General features: G+C 48.2%; 12 protein-coding genes. 7 read left to right on the forward strand and 5 right to left on the reverse strand.

Annotated features, from left to right (window positions below; genetic code table 11):
* Positions 1-6: 6 nt before the first annotated feature.
* The 3 genes from aceB to argE form a co-directional block, all read right to left on the reverse strand.
* Entirely contained in the window at positions 7-1,590 is a 1,584-nt protein-coding gene (gene aceB, locus ACN0RF_RS12400; protein ID WP_417439260.1) for a malate synthase A, read from the reverse strand.
* Between the two features lie 245 nt (positions 1,591-1,835).
* Positions 1,836-3,461 carry a methyl-accepting chemotaxis protein gene (locus tag ACN0RF_RS12405; RefSeq protein WP_417439261.1) on the reverse strand — a complete coding sequence of 542 codons (1,626 nt, stop codon included), beginning with the start codon at positions 3,459-3,461 and terminating at the stop codon, positions 1,836-1,838.
* Positions 3,462-3,549: 88 nt separating this feature from the next.
* Complete coding sequence (gene argE, locus ACN0RF_RS12410; protein WP_417439262.1) at positions 3,550-4,710, reverse strand: acetylornithine deacetylase; 1,161 nt, start codon at positions 4,708-4,710, stop codon at positions 3,550-3,552.
* A 100-nt stretch (positions 4,711-4,810) separates the two neighbouring features.
* Here argE and argC point away from each other — a divergent pair, with 100 nt between their 5' ends.
* From argC to argH, 5 genes are read left to right on the forward strand one after another with little or no spacing between them, the layout of a single operon-like run.
* A complete protein-coding gene (gene argC, locus ACN0RF_RS12415; RefSeq protein WP_417439263.1) occupies positions 4,811-5,836 on the forward strand; it encodes an N-acetyl-gamma-glutamyl-phosphate reductase in 1,026 nt (341 codons plus the stop codon).
* Positions 5,833-6,564: an acetylglutamate kinase gene (gene argB / locus ACN0RF_RS12420; protein WP_417439264.1), complete on the forward strand. Its 732-nt coding sequence runs from the start codon at positions 5,833-5,835 to the stop codon at positions 6,562-6,564. Before argC ends, argB begins: the two co-directional genes overlap by 4 nt.
* Positions 6,565-6,566: 2 nt before the next feature.
* A complete protein-coding gene (locus ACN0RF_RS12425) occupies positions 6,567-7,517 on the forward strand; it encodes an ornithine carbamoyltransferase (protein WP_417439265.1) in 951 nt (316 codons plus the stop codon).
* On the forward strand, positions 7,514-8,725 hold the full coding sequence (locus ACN0RF_RS12430) for an argininosuccinate synthase (RefSeq protein ID WP_417439266.1): 1,212 nt from the start codon (positions 7,514-7,516) through the stop codon (positions 8,723-8,725). The genes ACN0RF_RS12425 and ACN0RF_RS12430 overlap by 4 nt, the downstream gene beginning before the upstream one ends.
* Positions 8,726-8,728: 3 nt before the next feature.
* A complete protein-coding gene (gene argH, locus ACN0RF_RS12435; RefSeq protein ID WP_417439267.1) occupies positions 8,729-10,591 on the forward strand; it encodes an argininosuccinate lyase in 1,863 nt (620 codons plus the stop codon).
* On the opposite strand, the gene ACN0RF_RS12440 is transcribed toward argH, so the two are convergent.
* Entirely contained in the window at positions 10,575-11,426 is an 852-nt protein-coding gene (locus ACN0RF_RS12440) for an MBL fold metallo-hydrolase (protein WP_417439268.1), read from the reverse strand. The genes argH and ACN0RF_RS12440 overlap by 17 nt on opposite strands.
* Positions 11,427-11,625: 199 nt before the next feature.
* On the opposite strand from ACN0RF_RS12440, the gene ACN0RF_RS12445 reads away from it, so the two are divergent.
* A complete protein-coding gene (locus ACN0RF_RS12445; protein WP_034818319.1) occupies positions 11,626-13,197 on the forward strand; it encodes a hypothetical protein in 1,572 nt (523 codons plus the stop codon).
* Between the two features lie 73 nt (positions 13,198-13,270).
* Positions 13,271-15,976 carry a TonB-dependent receptor domain-containing protein gene (locus ACN0RF_RS12450; protein ID WP_417439269.1) on the forward strand — a complete coding sequence of 902 codons (2,706 nt, stop codon included), beginning with the start codon at positions 13,271-13,273 and terminating at the stop codon, positions 15,974-15,976.
* A 137-nt stretch (positions 15,977-16,113) separates the two neighbouring features.
* On the opposite strand, the gene ACN0RF_RS12455 is transcribed toward ACN0RF_RS12450, so the two are convergent.
* The gene (locus tag ACN0RF_RS12455) at positions 16,114-17,001 is read right to left on the reverse strand and encodes a mechanosensitive ion channel family protein (RefSeq protein ID WP_417439270.1); all 888 of its coding nucleotides are present in this window, start codon (positions 16,999-17,001) and stop codon (positions 16,114-16,116) included.
* Positions 17,002-17,097: the final 96 nt, after the last annotated feature.

Here is a 17,097-nt window from a genome sequence, read left to right on the forward strand (position 1 = left end):
TAGTCATTACTTGAGTTGTTGGTAGCCGGGCAGGGTCAGAAAGTCGACCAGCTTGTCGGCTGTGGTAATTTCTTCTAAAAGCTTTAATGCCTGCTCAAAAGCTTCGTTGTTCCAGCGCTGTTCACCGACTTCATTTTTCACTACGTCGGCTTCTTCTTGCAGGTACTGTCGGAACAGCTCTTTGGTAACAGGGGTGTTATCGGAAAGTGTTTTGCCGTGGCGGATCCACTGCCAGATAGAGGTACGCGAAATTTCAGCGGTGGCGGCGTCTTCCATCAGGCCGTAGATAGGCACGCAGCCTTTTCCGTTCAGCCAGGACGCAATGTATTGCAGCGACACCCGAATGTTGGTGCGCATGCCAGCTTCGGTACGCTCGCCGTCACAGGGTTGCAGGAGTAAGTCTTGTTCAATCGGACTGTCGTTTTCACGCAGTACGTGCAGCTGGTTGTCGCCTTCAATACCGTCGACAAAAATTTCGCGTACGGTGTCAGCTAAACCCGGGTGAGCAATCCAGGTGCCGTCGTGGCCGTTATCACGCTCCATGGTTTTGTCGGCATGAACTTTAGCGAGTATTTTCTTGTTCTCGGTTGGATCTTTGCTGGGAATAAAGGCCGCCATGCCGCCCATAGCCAGAGCTCCGCGCTGATGACAAGTTTTCACTAACAAGCGTGAGTAAGCATTAAGGAAGGGTTTGTCCATGCTCACCACCTGACGATCGGGTAAAACCCGCTCCGGATGCTCTTTCAGGGTTTTGATGTAACTGAAAATGTAGTCCCAGCGGCCACAGTTAAGTGCGGCAATATGATCTTTCATAGCGTGTAATATTTCATGCATTTGAAAAACCGCCGGCAGGGTTTCAATAAGTATAGTGGCGCGAATAGTGCTGGTTTTCAGGCTGAATTTTTTCTCGGTGAAGTGAAAAACATCGGCCCACCATTTGGCTTCGTCACTGTGCTCCAGCTTGGGCAGATAGTAATACACGCCTGAGCCTTGCTGAAGTCGCTGCTGGTAATTCAGTAAAAAGTACAAAGCAAAGTCCATTAGCGCGCCTGGAATAGCCTGGCCGTTACGCTGTACATGTTTCTCCGGTAAGTGCAGGCCACGTACCCGGGCAATCAGTAATGCGGGATCAGTGCCAACCTGGTAGTGTTTGCCACTGTCTGGGTCGGTATAGGTCATGCCGCCAATGTTGGCGTCACGCAGGTTAATTTGACCGTTAACCATGCCGTCCCAGGTGGGCGATTGTGAATCTTCAAAGTCGGCCATGTAACAGTCGACATTGGCATTCAGCGCGTTGATGACCATTTTGCGATCCACCGGTCCGGTAATTTCCAGGCGGCGCTTTTTTAAGTCGACCGGCAGTTCGGCAATGCGCCAGTTTCCCTCCCGGATGTCTTGAGTTGCAGAGTCAAAATCAGGCAACTGACCCTGATCAAATTGCGCCTGACGTTGTTGACGCCTCTTTAACAGCGACTCTAACCGTGGTTGAAAGGTATCGACTAACTCAGCGAGAAAAGACTGATTCTCGTCGCTGAACAAGGCTTTTGCATCGTCATCAAGCGGTTGACTGAAGTTGAATAGGTTGTTCATTTTTGAATCCGTTGTTATTAGTTTGTTAACACGGATTAAGGTTAGACTCTGGTCTCACCATTAGCCTAATTTATGCTGTTAATTAGCAGTATTCAGGAAGGTTATTATTGTAGCCTGACGTTTACGTCAGGAACGGCATTGGACCTGACATAAATGTCAGGCTACGTGCACCCTGTAGCCTGATGTTCACATCAGGTGAGATACCCCAGCTGACATAAATTTCAGGCTACATAAGCCTACGGCATTTAAATTTTAAAGCGTTCAACCAGTCCGTTCAGGTCAACCGCCAGACGAGATAACTCTTCGCTGGACGCGTTAGTCTGTTCGGAGCCAGAAGCCGTTGAATTAGACAGGTCACGAATGCTGACCAGGTTCTTATCAACGTCGCGCGCCACGTTTGCCTGTTCTTCTGCGGCACTGGCTATGGACGTATTGTGATTGTTTATTTCACTTACGGCCGTGGCAATTAACTGCAGTGCTTCACCGGCTTCTCGTGCTACGTCCAGAGTCTTAGTAGCACGCTCTAAACTCTTGTCCATGGTGGCGACAGAGCGGTCGCTGGACTCATTAATAGCTTTAACCATGTCTTCAATTTCAACGGTGGACTGCTGGGTTTTATGAGCTAATGAGCGAACTTCATCGGCAACCACTGCAAACCCGCGACCTGATTCGCCAGCACGAGCCGCTTCTATGGCCGCGTTCAGCGCTAACAGATTCGTTTGCTCGGCAATACCACTAATAACCTCAAGTACTTTAGTAATGCTTTTAACTTTTTCTGCCAGCTCTGTCACATTACCTGAAGAGTCACCAATTTCCTGAGATAACTCTTCAATAGCACGAACGGTTTGACGTACGCGGTCATTACCTTGTTGTGCCTGACGATTCGCTTCTTCTGAAGCCTCAGACGCGTTCTGCGCGTCTTGTGCCACAGTTTCGACGGCAGTTGTTAGTTCGTTTACAGCGGTTGCTGCCTGCTCAAGCTCTTCCGATTGCTGCTGGATAGTGCGAGTTGAGTCTTGTGTTACTGAACTTAGCTCTTCTGATGTTGAGGCTAGCTGCTCAGATGACTGAGAAATAGTACTGATGGACTCTCGCAGTTGCTCTTGCGTGGTGCGTAATTGAGTAAGTAGTTGCGCAGGTTCATCGTTACCGTCTATTTCTATAGACTGAGTTAGGTCTCGAGCCGCGATAGTCTTGGCGAACTTAACTGCGGCACGAATGGGCTTAACAATACTGGTTGTTAGTATCCAGGCGAATAAAGCCAGCAAAGCAACAACAATAACTAAGGCTACAATAACGGCAGTGTTTGCTGTTGCTGAGACGTCATGAGCTTCTACTTTGGCGTTATCAATAAGTGCCATTTCGTGCGCTAAGAGCTCATCGAGTTTTGTAGAAATCTTGCTGGTTAAGGGAATAATGCTATTTTCACGAATTGAATCAATTGCGTCAGCTAAACCGGCGTCGACCAGCTTATTAAATTGATTGTTCAATTCCCAATATTCTTTATCTAACGCCATGTATTCATTAAATAATTTTCTAGCTTCGGCGTCAGCAATTGTGTCATTATACTCTTTTTGATTGCGTTGGAGAGACCCGATGGCGTCTTGAAGTTTTTCTTTATATCTTTCCAGCCGGGCCGGATCGTCAATATAAGCCGCAACGTTTGCAGAGTGAATACGAACCCTCAGGAACTCGCGGTCGACGTCATTGACATTGTCGACAGCCGGTACTTGTTCGTTACTAATAATATTGAGCTGGTTTTCTATTGCGCCCATTCGGTTTAAAGCAAAAATACCAAGTAATAATGTCAGTATTCCAATCAATCCGAAAGCCGCACTTGCGCGAGCACCAATGGAGAGCTGTCGTATCATTGTGATGTCCCTTTTAAATCATCAATTTTTATTTTTTAACCAGACACTGATTATCTCAATACCCGGAACTTACTCCTTTTATCGGCAGCTACCTTAAAAAACAATAGCTTTTTAATAAGTTTTTTAGTTTTTCTTGAGTAGGTTGTATAGTTTCCGTTGATAAGTACTCATTTGGCTGGTGAGCTTGCCGGATAGAGCCTGGCCCCATGACTAGTGTTTCACAGCCTAGCTCCTGAAGAAAGGGCGCTTCAGTGCAGTAGTTGACCGCCTGTGCCTGTGCTTTCGAGATTTTCTCTGCTAATTGCACCAATGCGGAGTCGGTACTTTGTTGAAAAGGTGGTATAGGGTGGTGCAGCGAAATGAGTTCAATTGACCCCGGGTAACGGGCTTGAATACTCTTCGTTGCCTGGTGCAGGTGGGCGTATAGCTCATCAACAGACAAGCCCGGCAGCGGTCGAATATCCAGATGCAACTCACAACAGCCACAAATCCGGTTGGCATTGTCGCCGCCATGAATGTGACCAAAGTTCATGGTGGGTTGTGGTACAGAAAAGCTTGTATCTGAATATTTATGCTTAAACTCTTCTTTTAATTTCATGAGTGCTGAAATGACTTCATGCATCAGTTCTATGGCGTTAATGCCCAGTGCCGGGTCGGAGCTGTGGCCGGAGCGTCCGGTAATGCGTATAACTTCGCTCATGTGCCCTTTGTGCGCGTAGACCGGGCGCATATCTGTGGGTTCGCCTATGACGCAGTAGTCGGGCTTTAAGTTCGCAAAACGACTGACCTCACGGGCACCATCCATAGTGGTTTCTTCGTCAGCGGTGGCCAGTATCATCACGGGTTTGCTTTGCTGAGTTGCATCTAACTCACTCAGAGCCTGAATAACAAAAGCAAAAAAGCCTTTCATATCAATGCTGCCAAGGCCGTACCAGCGGTTGTCCTGCTCGGTGAGTTTAAAGGGGTCAAAGCTCCAGCGGCTAGCATCGTAAGGAACGGTGTCCGTATGGCCTGACAGCAGTAAGCCGCCACTTCCGGCTCCCCTGCGAGCTAGTAAATTGAACTTTCCCGGCTGGCTTTGCAGCTCATTGATTTCGCACTCAAACCCTAGTAATTCCAGCCATTCAGCCAGTAAGTTCACAACCTTCTGGTTGCTGTGATCCCACTTAGGATCGATAGAGCTGATGGAAGGTTGTGCGATGAGTTGCTGATACATTGAGAAGAATGATGGTAAGGCAGGGGTGCTCATGATAGTTAATCCTTAATATAATTATTCACTATTATTGCATAAGTATATATATTCGGTTATTCTGCATTTTTACTCAGAAACAGCAACAGGTTTTTGCCGCATGCAGTATACAGCCGCGCAGTCTCAATCAGTCGCAATAATCGGAGCCAGCGGTTACGTCGGCGTCGAACTAACCCGCTTGGTGCAACAACATCCGGCGCTTGCTCTTTTGGGTTGTTATGCCTCTGAGCATAGCAGTGATGCTGGCTCGTTGTTGAGTGATTTACACCCACAATATGCGCATTTAGTGAATCTTCCTTTGCAGGGCTTATCCAGCCATGAAAAAGAGCTCATTAAAAGCTCGGCTGACACAGTGTTTTTGTGTACCGATCATGGCGTGAGTGTGGAACTGGCGCCTGAGTTTCTGGCGGCTGGTTTGAAAGTCATAGACCTGTCCGGCGGTTTTCGTTTAAACGCAACTGAAGATTACCCCTCATTTTATGGATTTGAACATCAGCAGAGCTCGTGGCTACAACAGGCGGTTTATGGGCTGGCAGAGTGGTATCCGCAAGAGATAGCGGCAGCGCAGTTAGTTGCTGTGCCCGGTTGTTACCCTACAGCGGCGTTAATGGCATTGCTTCCGGTAAAACAGGCAGGCTTACTCAGCGACAGCAAAATTATTATTAATGCGGTATCCGGTGTGACCGGTGCCGGGCGGAAGGCCGTGCTGACGAGTCATGGTGCGGAACTTTCTTTGCAGGCGTACGGGTTGTTTGAGCATCGCCATACTCCGGAAATTGCTCAACAGTTACAGCATGAGGTTCTATTCACCCCGCATTTAGCGCAGTTCCCACGCGGTATTCTGGCGACTTTATACGCAGAACTTAACGATGATATTAGCGACGCCGATTTAGATGAAGCCTATCAGTGCTATGCGGACAAGCCTTTGGTTCGTTTTGAAAAACAAGCGCGGCCAGCCATTAAAAATGTGGTTCAGCAACCCTTTGTGGATATTGGCTGGCATCGTCAGGGCAGTCAGCTTATTGCCTTTTCGGCCATTGATAACTTGCTAAAAGGTGCCGCCAGCCAGGCTATTCAGTGTGTAAACCTGCAGCTTGGTTTAGCGGCAGAGGAGGGGCTGGTATGAAAGTGATAAAGTTGGGCGGTAGCTTGCTTGAGCAGCCCGATGAGATGAGAGCTCTGTTCGCGTCCCTGTCAGACATTGAAAACAATACTGTTATTGTGCACGGCGGCGGCGCTTTGGCCCAGCAATGGTTGTCTAATGCTGGCTTAAAAAGTGAAAAACATGAAGGGTTGCGAGTCAGCCCACAAGAACATATGCCTTATATCGTTGGCGCGTTGGCCGGTTGTGCAAATAAGCAGTTGATGTCCTGGGCCATTGCTGCCGGCCTACGACCTATTGGCTTAACTCTGCATGAGGCGGGTATTTCTTGTCGGCGTCAGTCTGCCACACTGGGGCAGGTGGGGACTTGTGAGCTGTTTGAGTCCGGGTTAATTACTAACCTGCTCAAAAGTGGTTATCTGCCATTAATAAGCTCTATTGGATTCGGCAAACAGGGCGAATGGTTCAATGTTAACGCCGATGACGCCGCTGTCGCGGTTGCTGCAAACCTTGACGCCGATTTACTGTTTCTAACCGATGTTGATGGCGTACTCGATAGCGAAGGCCAATTGATAGAGCAGTTGGACAGCCGGAGTATTGATGAACTGACAAAAAGCGGCGTGATTAGAGATGGCATGCTGGTTAAAGTTCGCGGCGCACTTAACGCAGCAAAGCGCTTACGACGATGTGTGCGAATAGGCAGTTGGAATTTAATGAATCAAACCCATTCAGGCACACAGATTAGTGAGTAAGTATGATGAAACATTGTTTATCCGGGCTGGAGTTAACTTCGGCTAACACATTGCAATTATTGGCTTTAGCGCAAGAGCAAAAAGCACACCCTGAAAAATACAGTCAGACTCTGGCAGGCCGTAGCGTTGTGACTCTGTTTGAAAAACCGAGTCTGCGTACGCGTTTGTCTTTTGATATTGGCCTGCAAAAACTGGGCGGTCATGCGGTTTATTTGAATGAGCAAGGAAAAGGCATGGGCGTGCGCGAAAGTGTTGCTGATTATGCCCGCAATTTATCCTGCTGGGCCGATGCTATTGTTGCACGGGTTATGTCGCACCATACATTACAAGAACTGGCTCAGCACGCCTCAGTGCCGGTAGTTAACAGCTTGTGTGACCGATTTCACCCCTGTCAGGCACTGGCCGATTTTTTAACCCTGCAGGAGCATTACGGCAAAGTGAAAGGTCTGAAGTTGGTGTATCTGGGCGATGGCAACAATGTCTCACACTCGCTGATGCTGACTGCCGCCGCACTGGGTGCAAACTGCACTATTATTTGTCCGCCCGGCCATGAACCCGATGCAGACCTTGTCAGCAAAGCGAAAAAGCAAGCTGAAGAAAGCGGTGCTGACATTGTGGTTACCCACGACATTGCCGCTGTGGCAGGGGCTGATGCGCTTTATACCGACACCTGGGTATCGATGGGCGACGATAAGCCGTTGAGTGAAGTACGCGACACTTTCCAACCCTACCAAATCAATTCACAGCTGGTTGAGCACAGCGGTGCCACTTCGGTGTTGCACTGCCAGCCGGCGCATCGTGGCTACGAAATTACGTCGGATGTAATGGACGGCCCGCTGTCGCGCTGTTTTCAGCAGGCGGAGAACCGTTTGTATGCGCAAAATGCCTTATTAACTTTATTATTGAATCCAACGGCAGCCGCACTGCCAGAATCTATGGAGAAAGCCTCATGAGCAATGTAAAAAAAGTGGTACTGGCCTATTCTGGAGGCCTGGATACATCGGCGATTGTGCCCTGGTTAAAAGAAAACTATGGCTGTGAAGTGGTGGCCTTTGTGGCTGACGTTGGGCAGGGAGCAGAAGAGCTGGAGGGTGTGGAAGAAAAAGCCAAAGCTTCAGGTGCTTCTGAATGCCATGTGGTGGACTTAAAAGAAGAGTTCGTTAAAAACTACGTGTATCCGACCCTGAAAACCGGAGCAATTTATGAAGGCACTTACTTATTGGGCACCGCCATGGCGCGGCCGATAATTGCCAAAGCTCAGGTTGAAGTAGCGCGTAAAGTCGGTGCTGACGCACTGTCTCACGGTTGTACTGGTAAAGGCAACGATCAGGTTAGGTTTGAATCTTGCTACGCAGCCTTAGCACCGGACTTACAAGTGATTGCGCCCTGGCGGGAATGGGAGTTAAGCAGTCGTGAATCTTTGCTGGATTATTTGGCAGAACGTAATATTCCCTGTTCAGCTTCAGCGACCAAAATCTACAGCCGTGACGCTAACGCCTGGCACATTTCGCACGAGGGTGGCGAACTTGAAGACCCCTGGTGCGAACCCACCGAAAAAGTCTGGACTATGACGGTATCGCCGGAGCAGGCGCCGGATAAGCCGGAGTATATTTCTGTTAAGGTCGAAAATGGTGAAATTACTGCGGTGAATGACAAGGCACTGTCACCTTTTGAATGTCTGAGTGTTTTAAATAACGTTGCTGCTAAGCACGGTGTTGGCCGCGTGGATATTGTGGAAAACCGTCTGGTGGGAATGAAAAGCCGAGGTTGTTATGAAACGCCGGGCGGTACTGTAATGATGACTGCGTTGCAGGCTGTTGATGAGCTGGTGCTGGACAAAGTCAGTCGCAGCTGGAAAACTCAGTTGAGCGAGCAGTTTGCGCAATTATTGTACGATGGTCGCTGGTTTACCCCTTTGCAGCAATCGGTTATGGCTGCGGCACAGTCGTTATGCGCGACGGCCAGTGGTGAGGTGGTTCTGAAGCTTTATAAAGGTTCGGTAACTGCGGTACAGAAACGTTCTCCGCACAGTTTATACAGTGAGGATTTTGCTACCTTTGGTGCCGACGAAGTGTATAACCAGGCGCACGCCGAGGGCTTTATCCGGTTGTTCTCTCTTCCGAGCCGGATTGCGGCGTTGCAAAAACAACAAAAGGAATAGGTTATGGCGTTATGGGGAGGACGTTTTGCGGCAGGACCCGATGCCGCGTTTCAGCAGTTTAATGACTCGTTACCCTTTGACTATGTGCTGGCGGAGCAGGATATTACCGGGTCTAAAGCCTGGGCCAACGCGCTGCAAAAGGTTGGAGTACTCAGTGCTGAAGAATGTGCACAGTTACAACAGGCACTGGACGAACTATTAGGTGAAGTGCGTTCTGATCCTGCGGCTGTTGCTGTCGGTGGTGATGAAGACATTCACTCGTTTGTTGAGGCGGCACTGATAGCCAAGGTCGGTGACTTAGCCAAAAAACTGCATACCGGGCGTAGTCGTAACGATCAAGTCGCGACAGACTTGCGATTATGGTGTCGTCAGCAGTCAGAAGTTTTGCAACAGGCGTTGCAGCAAACCCAGCAGGCATTGCTGGGTTTAGCTGAGCGCGAACAGGGCACGGTTATACCCGGCTATACCCACTTGCAACGAGCCCAGCCGGTATTGCTGGCGCATTGGTGTTTAGCTTATGTAGAAATGCTGCAGCGCGACAGCGAACGTTTAGAGGATGCCGTAACGCGCCTGAATAAAAGTCCGCTGGGTTGCGGGGCTTTGGCGGGAACGGCGTATCCGGTGGACCGTGAAGCCATTGCCAGTGAGCTGGGCTTTAGCCAGGCGACGCGCAACAGTTTAGATTCCGTTTCCGACCGTGACTTTGTGGTGGAACTTTTGAGCACGGCATCGTTATCTATGCTGCATTTGTCACGTCTGGCGGAAGATCTCATCTTCTATAATTCCGGCGAGGCGGGCTTTATTGAGCTGGCAGACAACGTGACCTCGGGTTCTTCGTTAATGCCGCAAAAGAAAAACCCCGATGCGCTGGAGCTGGTGCGCGGCAAAAGCGGCCGCGTGGTGGGCTCGCTAACTGGGTTGATGATGACCTTAAAGTCTCTGCCGCTGGCTTACAACAAAGACATGCAGGAAGACAAAGAAGGTTTATTTGACGCCTTTACCACCTGGCAGGCCTCGCTGGCTATGGTGACTTCCAGTCTGCATGGGTTAACCGTGAACCATGATGTTTGCCGTAAAGCAGCGCAGGGCGGTTATGCGAATGCTACCGAGCTTGCGGACTATCTGGTGTCCAAAGGCGTTCCTTTCCGTCAGGCACACCATAATGTGGGCGAGTTAGTGCAGCAGGCTCTTCAGGCTCAAAAACCGCTGGAAGATATGCCGCTGGAGGCGTTTCAGGCGGTTGTTCCGGTTATTGAGCAAGATGTTTATGAGTGGCTGACGCTGGATGCCTTACTGGAAAAGCGCTGTGCTCTGGGCGGTACCTCGCCGCAGCGCGTAAAGGAAGCATTAAAGAGCGCTCAACAGCAGCAGAAAATTCGCATTAGGGATGCTAACCTCGGTGACATTGGAGCAATTCTGGATTTAGTTCAGCACTGGGCCGGAGCAGGGGAAAACTTACCGCGGGCCAAGGACGACATCGTACATTCAATTAATGAGTTTGCGGTGACCGAAGTGGACGGCAAAGTGATGGGTTGTGCGTCGCTTTACATCTATACCACTGGCCTTGCCGAAATTCGCTCGCTGGGTGTCCATCCGCATACGGAAGTTCGCGGGCAGGGTCGCATGCTGGTGTCTTATTTATTGAAAAAGGCGCGGTTACTGCAATTGAACCGGGTCATTGTGCTGACCCGGGTACCGGACTTTTTTGAGCAGCAAGGTTTTAGTCATTGTTCTAAAGACAGCTTGCCGGAAAAGGTGATGAAGGACTGCGAATTATGCCCAAGGCTGGCCAACTGCGATGAGCTGGCCATGGACTTTCACCTTCAACCACCGGACGAACGGCTAATCTTTAGTACAGCGTTGTGATCCAGCGCTCTTCATTAATAAAGGACCAGCTCCAGTCCTTCCATTTATCGCTAAGACCCTTGGTTTTTGCTTCATCAAGGGTCATTCCCTGTTGCTTCATGGTATCAACTTCGGCTTTGGTTTCTTTAAGCATGGTTAGAAAGCCCTGGTAATCTTGTTTGTTAGCTAACGGACCGTGGCCCGGAATGATCACCGTGTCGTCATTAATGCGATTTAATAATTCTTCAACGTTGGCAATGTAGCCGTCAACGTCACCACCGCTCTTCAGGTCAATAAAAGGGAAGCGTTCATTAAAAAATAAGTCACCGGGGTGCAGCACATTAGCGTCTTCAAACCATACTGCGCTGTCACCGTCGGTGTGGCCTGCAGGCAAATAAAACACACGAACGGTGTCATTGTTTAAGTGGAAGGTAAGGGTTGAATCAAAGGTAATGGCTGGAAGGCCGGCTGCATTGAAATCGCTATCCTGACTCAAGCGTTCTCGCACATGGTCATGAGCATAAATAGTTGAGTTCTGATTATTGGCAAACCAACTATTAGAACCTACATGGTCGCCGTGGAAGTGAGTGTTCAGAATATAACGAACCTCTTCACCACTCAGCTCCTTAATTTTGGCGGCAATTTTTTCTGCTACCTGAGTGTATTGATCATCAACCAGGAATACGCCGTCATCGCCGGATGACATCAGCATGTTGCCGCCAGCGCCTGTGAGCATATAAATATTATCGGCGACTTCGTTGTGCTCGACGATAACCTCTTCGGATTGATAGGCCGCTGCTGGTAAAGCAAGTACAGACAGAGTCGTCAGTACACAACTGAGTAATAGTTTACGCATGGGGTTTCCTTTTTAGGTTTTTTATTATTGATATAGGTTACTTATTCAACAAGCGCAAAGATCAACAGCACGACCTCAAGTGAGTTAAATGTGAATATATTGTTACATTCTTATGTTGTCACAATATTGTCATGCAAGCGTTTTACTCTTCACCCCGACTTAAATCATAACTGGATAAAATCCAAGTCGGGAGAACCCAATGAAATTTAATACCTTATTCAAAATCTCTGCAGTAACGACAGCTTTATTTTTGGCCGGTTGCGGCGGCGATATTAATGTTACACCAACGGTTAATAATGGCGGCGGCGCTGACGGAGGTAATGGTGGCGATGGCGGTACCAGCGTAGAGTGCGCTAGTTACGGCGACGTGGAAGGTACCTACGACGGTCAAGACTGTACCTATGATGAAAATTTCGCCAGTGCGACCATCGAAATTGATGAAGATATTACTTTTGAAGAGTTGCCTGACGGTGGTGTGCACGTATTTGAAGGCGCGCTGCAAGTTGGTGTCGATTGCGACACGACGACAAGCTGTGAAATTAACCAGAATGGCCCGGTTATGACCGTTGAACCCGGTGCTACATTGGCCTTCACCTCTGGTGAAGCCATTATTCAGATTGCTCGTGGCGCGCAGTTAAATGCTGTTGGTACTTTCGACAAGCCAATTACATTTACCTCAGCTAACGCATTTGACCGTCTGAATGTTTCTGGCGACGCGCCACGTTATGCAGACTGGGGCGGCATCATTATTAACGGTAACGGTATTACCAACCAGTGTACTGATGCACAGCGCGATGGCGGTACTTGTAACGTAGAGTCTGAAGGTATTGTGAGCTATTACGGTGGTAATGATAACACTGATAGCAGCGGCTCAATGAAATATGCAAAAATTTGGTACGCCGGTTCAGGCCCTCGCGATGGTGGTGATGGCGATGACCTTAACTCATTAACTTTAAACGCTGTTGGTTCTGGATCATCTTATGAATTTATCCATATTCATCAAGGCTATGATGACGGTATTGAGTTCTTCGGGGGGAAAGCGGATGTTAAAAACGTGGTTTTCACCGATACTCAGGATGACTCAATGGACATCGATGCTGGTTGGCAAGGCCGTGCACAGTTCCTGTTTATTAAACACGGTACAGTGACGGTAGATGGCAATACTAACTACATGGGTAACGGCGGATTTGAAGCCGACGGTGAGAAAAATAACGGTCCAGACTACAGCCAGGCACCAACGTCAGCACCGACCATTGCTAACGTAACTATTATCACCACTGATGGTAAATCTGTACGTGATAACGATCCATCTATTGCCACTAAGTTTGATGATAACTTCCAGGGTCAAATGTATAACGTCCTGAAAGTTAAAGAGAATGGTACTGCTGACGACGGTTGTATCTTCTTTACTTCAGACGGTGAAGCAGGCGTAGATAACGGCGAGCTGGACTTCTACAGCTCAGTTTTAGCCTGTACTAACAACTTCGTAAATACCGGTGATAACACCTTTGCAGATGGCGAAACTTACTCAGCCTGGTATCCGAACGGCGGCGTAAACGAAATTCTTGATGGCTCCGCTACTGTTCTGAATGACGACGGTATCTCTACAGATATGACTTCTTCTATCACTATCTCGGCGAATGACTTAACGTCACTAAACGATGACTTCTTTACTCCGGTTGATTTCATCGGCGCATTGTCTGACGACGATACAAGCTCTGAGTGGTACCAGTGGGTTGAAACTGCTGTAGCTGCTGCTGACGCAGACTAATTTGAGTTGGAATGCGAATGAATAGGCGCAACGGTGTTGCGCCTATTTTCCGATTTTATTGCAGGAGTTGGTTATGAAAAATCAATACAAACTCAAGCCTGTTGCTTTAGCGGTTGGATTAGGGTTGTTTGCCTCTGCGCCAGCAGCTTTGGCTCAGCAAGCCGATGAAGCAGACGTTGAACGCGAATCGACCATTGAAGAAGTGGTTACCACCGGCAGTCGTTTGCAGGGTAGTGCCGCGGCTGTTGTTCAGGAACGTAAAAATCAGGCTTTTGTGGCTGATATTCTGGGTGCCGAGCAGTTGTCTCGTTCTGGCGACAGCGACGCGGCCTCGGCTTTACGGCGGGTGACCGGTTTAACCCTAGTCGATGGTAAATTTATTTATGTGCGCGGTTTAGGCGAGCGTTATTCAAGTGCCCGTATTAATGGTGCCAGCATTCCCAGCCCGGATTTAACCCGTAACGTGATTCCGCTGGATATTATTCCATCGACCATTATTGAGAGTATGGCAGTACAAAAGGTGTTTTCACCTTCTATGCCGGCGGCTTTTGGTGGTGGTAATATTGATATTCGTACGCGTTCTTTGCCTGACGACTTTGTTTTTAGTGTTGAAGCGGGCGTTGGTATGAACAGCAACGCAGACGAAGGTTATACCTATAACCGGGACGACAGCGGTATTCCGGCAGGCATAAAAGACGCAATTGGCCGCTACCAGGGTGACTTTAGTCTACGTAATATTGTTAATACCGACGGTCTGACGGGTTCTGGAAATAGTGCGGGTAATCAGGCAAGAGCAATTAATGCCTCGCTGGCAAAGCAATTGCCACGAGACATGGTGCTGAAGAAAGAATCTTTAGACCCTAACATGGACTTTAAAGCCACCTTAGGTAATAGCTTTGACGAATCATTTTTCGGTGGAACTATAGGCGTGTTAGCCGCGGCTTCCTACGATAATGACTGGGATGTTTCTGAACGCAAGAATGCGGTTATCAGTAACAACGCAACAGCTGATTGTTCAACGTCTCTGGCGACGGTCGAAGACATCTCTAAGTCTTGTTACAACACCTTTGAAGAAACCACAGTAACGACAGAAACTGAGCGTCTGAACGGCTTTTTCACTGCGGGTTATGAATTAGATACACACAGTGTCAGTTATACCAAAATTTATCTAGAAGACTCGGAAGATGAATCGGAGTTTGGTATCAAGCAAAGCCCGAACGGTAGTAACCTGAAAACCATAGTTGGAACCGGTATAGCTAACCGCGAGCACGAATTCAAATACGAAGAGCGTGTCTTAAACGTTGATCAGTTCCGCGGCCAACATACTCTTATGGACTATTGGGGCATTGGTTTCGACTGGCAGTATACGGAATCAAAAGCGGAAACGGATATCCCTACCGAAGTTTCGTATCGTTTTGACGATATTTATGACACCGAGGGTAACTTCTCTGAAACTCGCGTAACGGGCGATGACAACCGTGCTATTTTCCAGTTTGTTGATATGGAAGATAACGTTAAGTCTTACGGCGGTAACCTGTCATTACCACTTGCATTTTCTGGAATAGAGCTTGAGCTAAAAGCAGGCTATGACTTTGTTGATAAAGCGCGTTATTACAGTACCAGTCGCTTTAGTCTGGACAATGCATCGGGTTCGCGTTTGTCAGTGCTGGACGACTTAGATGACGTGTTAGGTGTCACGGGTTATTTGACGGATGATGTTATTGATGACAACGATTTCCGTATTTCTTTCCGTGAACCCGGTGCGCCAAATGCGGATGACTATCTGGCCGCTCAGAAAATTGATGCCTATTACGGTGAGTTCGATGCAATATTCGATAACACCTGGCGTGTAAGTGGTGGTGTTCGTTATGAAGACTTTAAACAGGTTTCTCTGGCAACATCGAGCTTAATTTTTAGTGAGCAGGATTTAAATAATTATTTCAATCCTGAGCGTGTGCTTGAAAGCACCATTGCTGAAGACGACCTCTACACGGCTTTATCGTTGACTTATATGGCCAGTGATAATTACCAGCTGCGTTTTGGTTACGGCGAAACCGTTGTGCGTCCGGATTTACGTGAAACAGTGCCGGTGGCTTACTACGACCCAATTACGGACATTCGTACGTTCGGTAGAGCTGGCTTAGAGAGCAGTGATTTACGTAACTACGATGCACGCTTTGAGTACTATGCCGATAATGGCGACAATTACACCATTGCGGCTTTCTATAAGGACATAGGGAACCCCATTGAGTCAGTGCTTCAGGTGGGCGATGAAGATTACACCTTAAGTTACGTTAATGGTGAATCAGCTGAAGTTTATGGTGTTGAGTTTGAATGGCTGCACGATTTAGGTTATCTGGCGAACGGTTTCTTTACCTCGGGTAACTTAACCTGGAGTGACTCTGAAGCCTCGATTGATCCGGCGTTGGCGGGTAACTTAACCAACCGGACTAAACGTATGACCGGACACTCTGAGTACGTTGCCAACTTCCAGTTGAACTACGACTCAGCTAACGGTGAACATGCGACCTCACTGGTGTATAACGTGTTTGGTGAGCGTATCCTGGCTGCCGGTATTGGTGGACGTGAGGATGCTTATGAGCAACCCTTTCACTCACTGGACTTGGTTTACAACTATTATCCGAGCTTTAATTCTAAAATCGGCTTAAAAGTTAAGAACCTGCTGGGCGAAGATCAGGAAGTGACTCAGTCAGATATCTTAGTTCGCAGTAAAGAAGTCGGAACCGTGGTTAGCTTAAGTTACAGCTACGAGTTCTGATTGAGAAGGGCTGTAGGATGTAGCCTGACATTTATGTCAGGTCCAATATCCCACCTGACGTGAACGTCAGGCTACGTCTATGTAGCCTGGCGTTTTTTTATGCTCGATCCAATATCTCACCTGACGTGAACGTCAGGCTACGTCATTTTTATCTCTAACGGCTTTAGGGTATCTAAATGGACGTCGCGTTGAGGGAAGGCGATAACAATATCGTTCTCGGCGAAAAGCTTATCCAGCTTAAAGCGAATGTCTGACTGCACCCGGCGAATATCCATAGGGGCTTCTACTTCCGTCCAGAACAGCAAATTAAACGTCAGGCTGTTGTCACCAAAGTCATCGAAAAACACTTCAAAAGGTAAGCGCTGAACGATTTTCTCGTGTTGGCTGGCCGCTTCCATCATCAATTCGCGGACTCTGTCTATCGGCGAGCCATAAGCAACGCCAACGGTGACTGTGCTGCGTATTTCAGTGGATACCAGCGTCCAGTTCACTACGCGCTGTTCCAGAAAGTAGCTGTTTGGTACCAGCACATGCACACCGTCGAAACGTTTGATGCGCACACAGCGGTTGCCAATTTCTTCAATACGACCACGTTCGTTCTCCAGCTCCACAATGTCGCCAATGCGGATAGGGCGTTCGGCAATTAATATCATGCCGGAAATTAAATTGTTGAGCAGGTTCTGGGCACCAAAACCGACACCAATGGCTAATGCGCCACCTAATACCGCGAATATGGTAATGGGGATACCAGCGACCGGCAGAGCAATGAGAACAATAAGTACATAGGCCAGAAACGAGAATAACTTACGAAAGGCGTAAATGGTGTTCTGAGAGGCATGGCCGGATTTTAAGGCGCGCTTGACCAGGCTGGAGCCTATCCAGCGTATGACAATGACGCCGACAACAATCAGCGTAATAGCGATAATTACCTGACTGAGATATATCTGCGAGTCTCCGGTTTTCCACAACTCGACATTCCAGATTCTATTTAAACCTGAAGAGATGTCTGTCCAGGACATTTGCATAATCTATTTACCTATTATAATGAATCTTTCTTTGTAATTTACGCGAAAAACACGTACATTGCGCGCTCAATTTTTACCCTATGATCCTGGATGTTG

This window comes from Idiomarina sp., from assembly GCF_048260185.1.
Classification (GTDB): Bacteria; Pseudomonadota; Gammaproteobacteria; order Enterobacterales; family Alteromonadaceae; genus Idiomarina.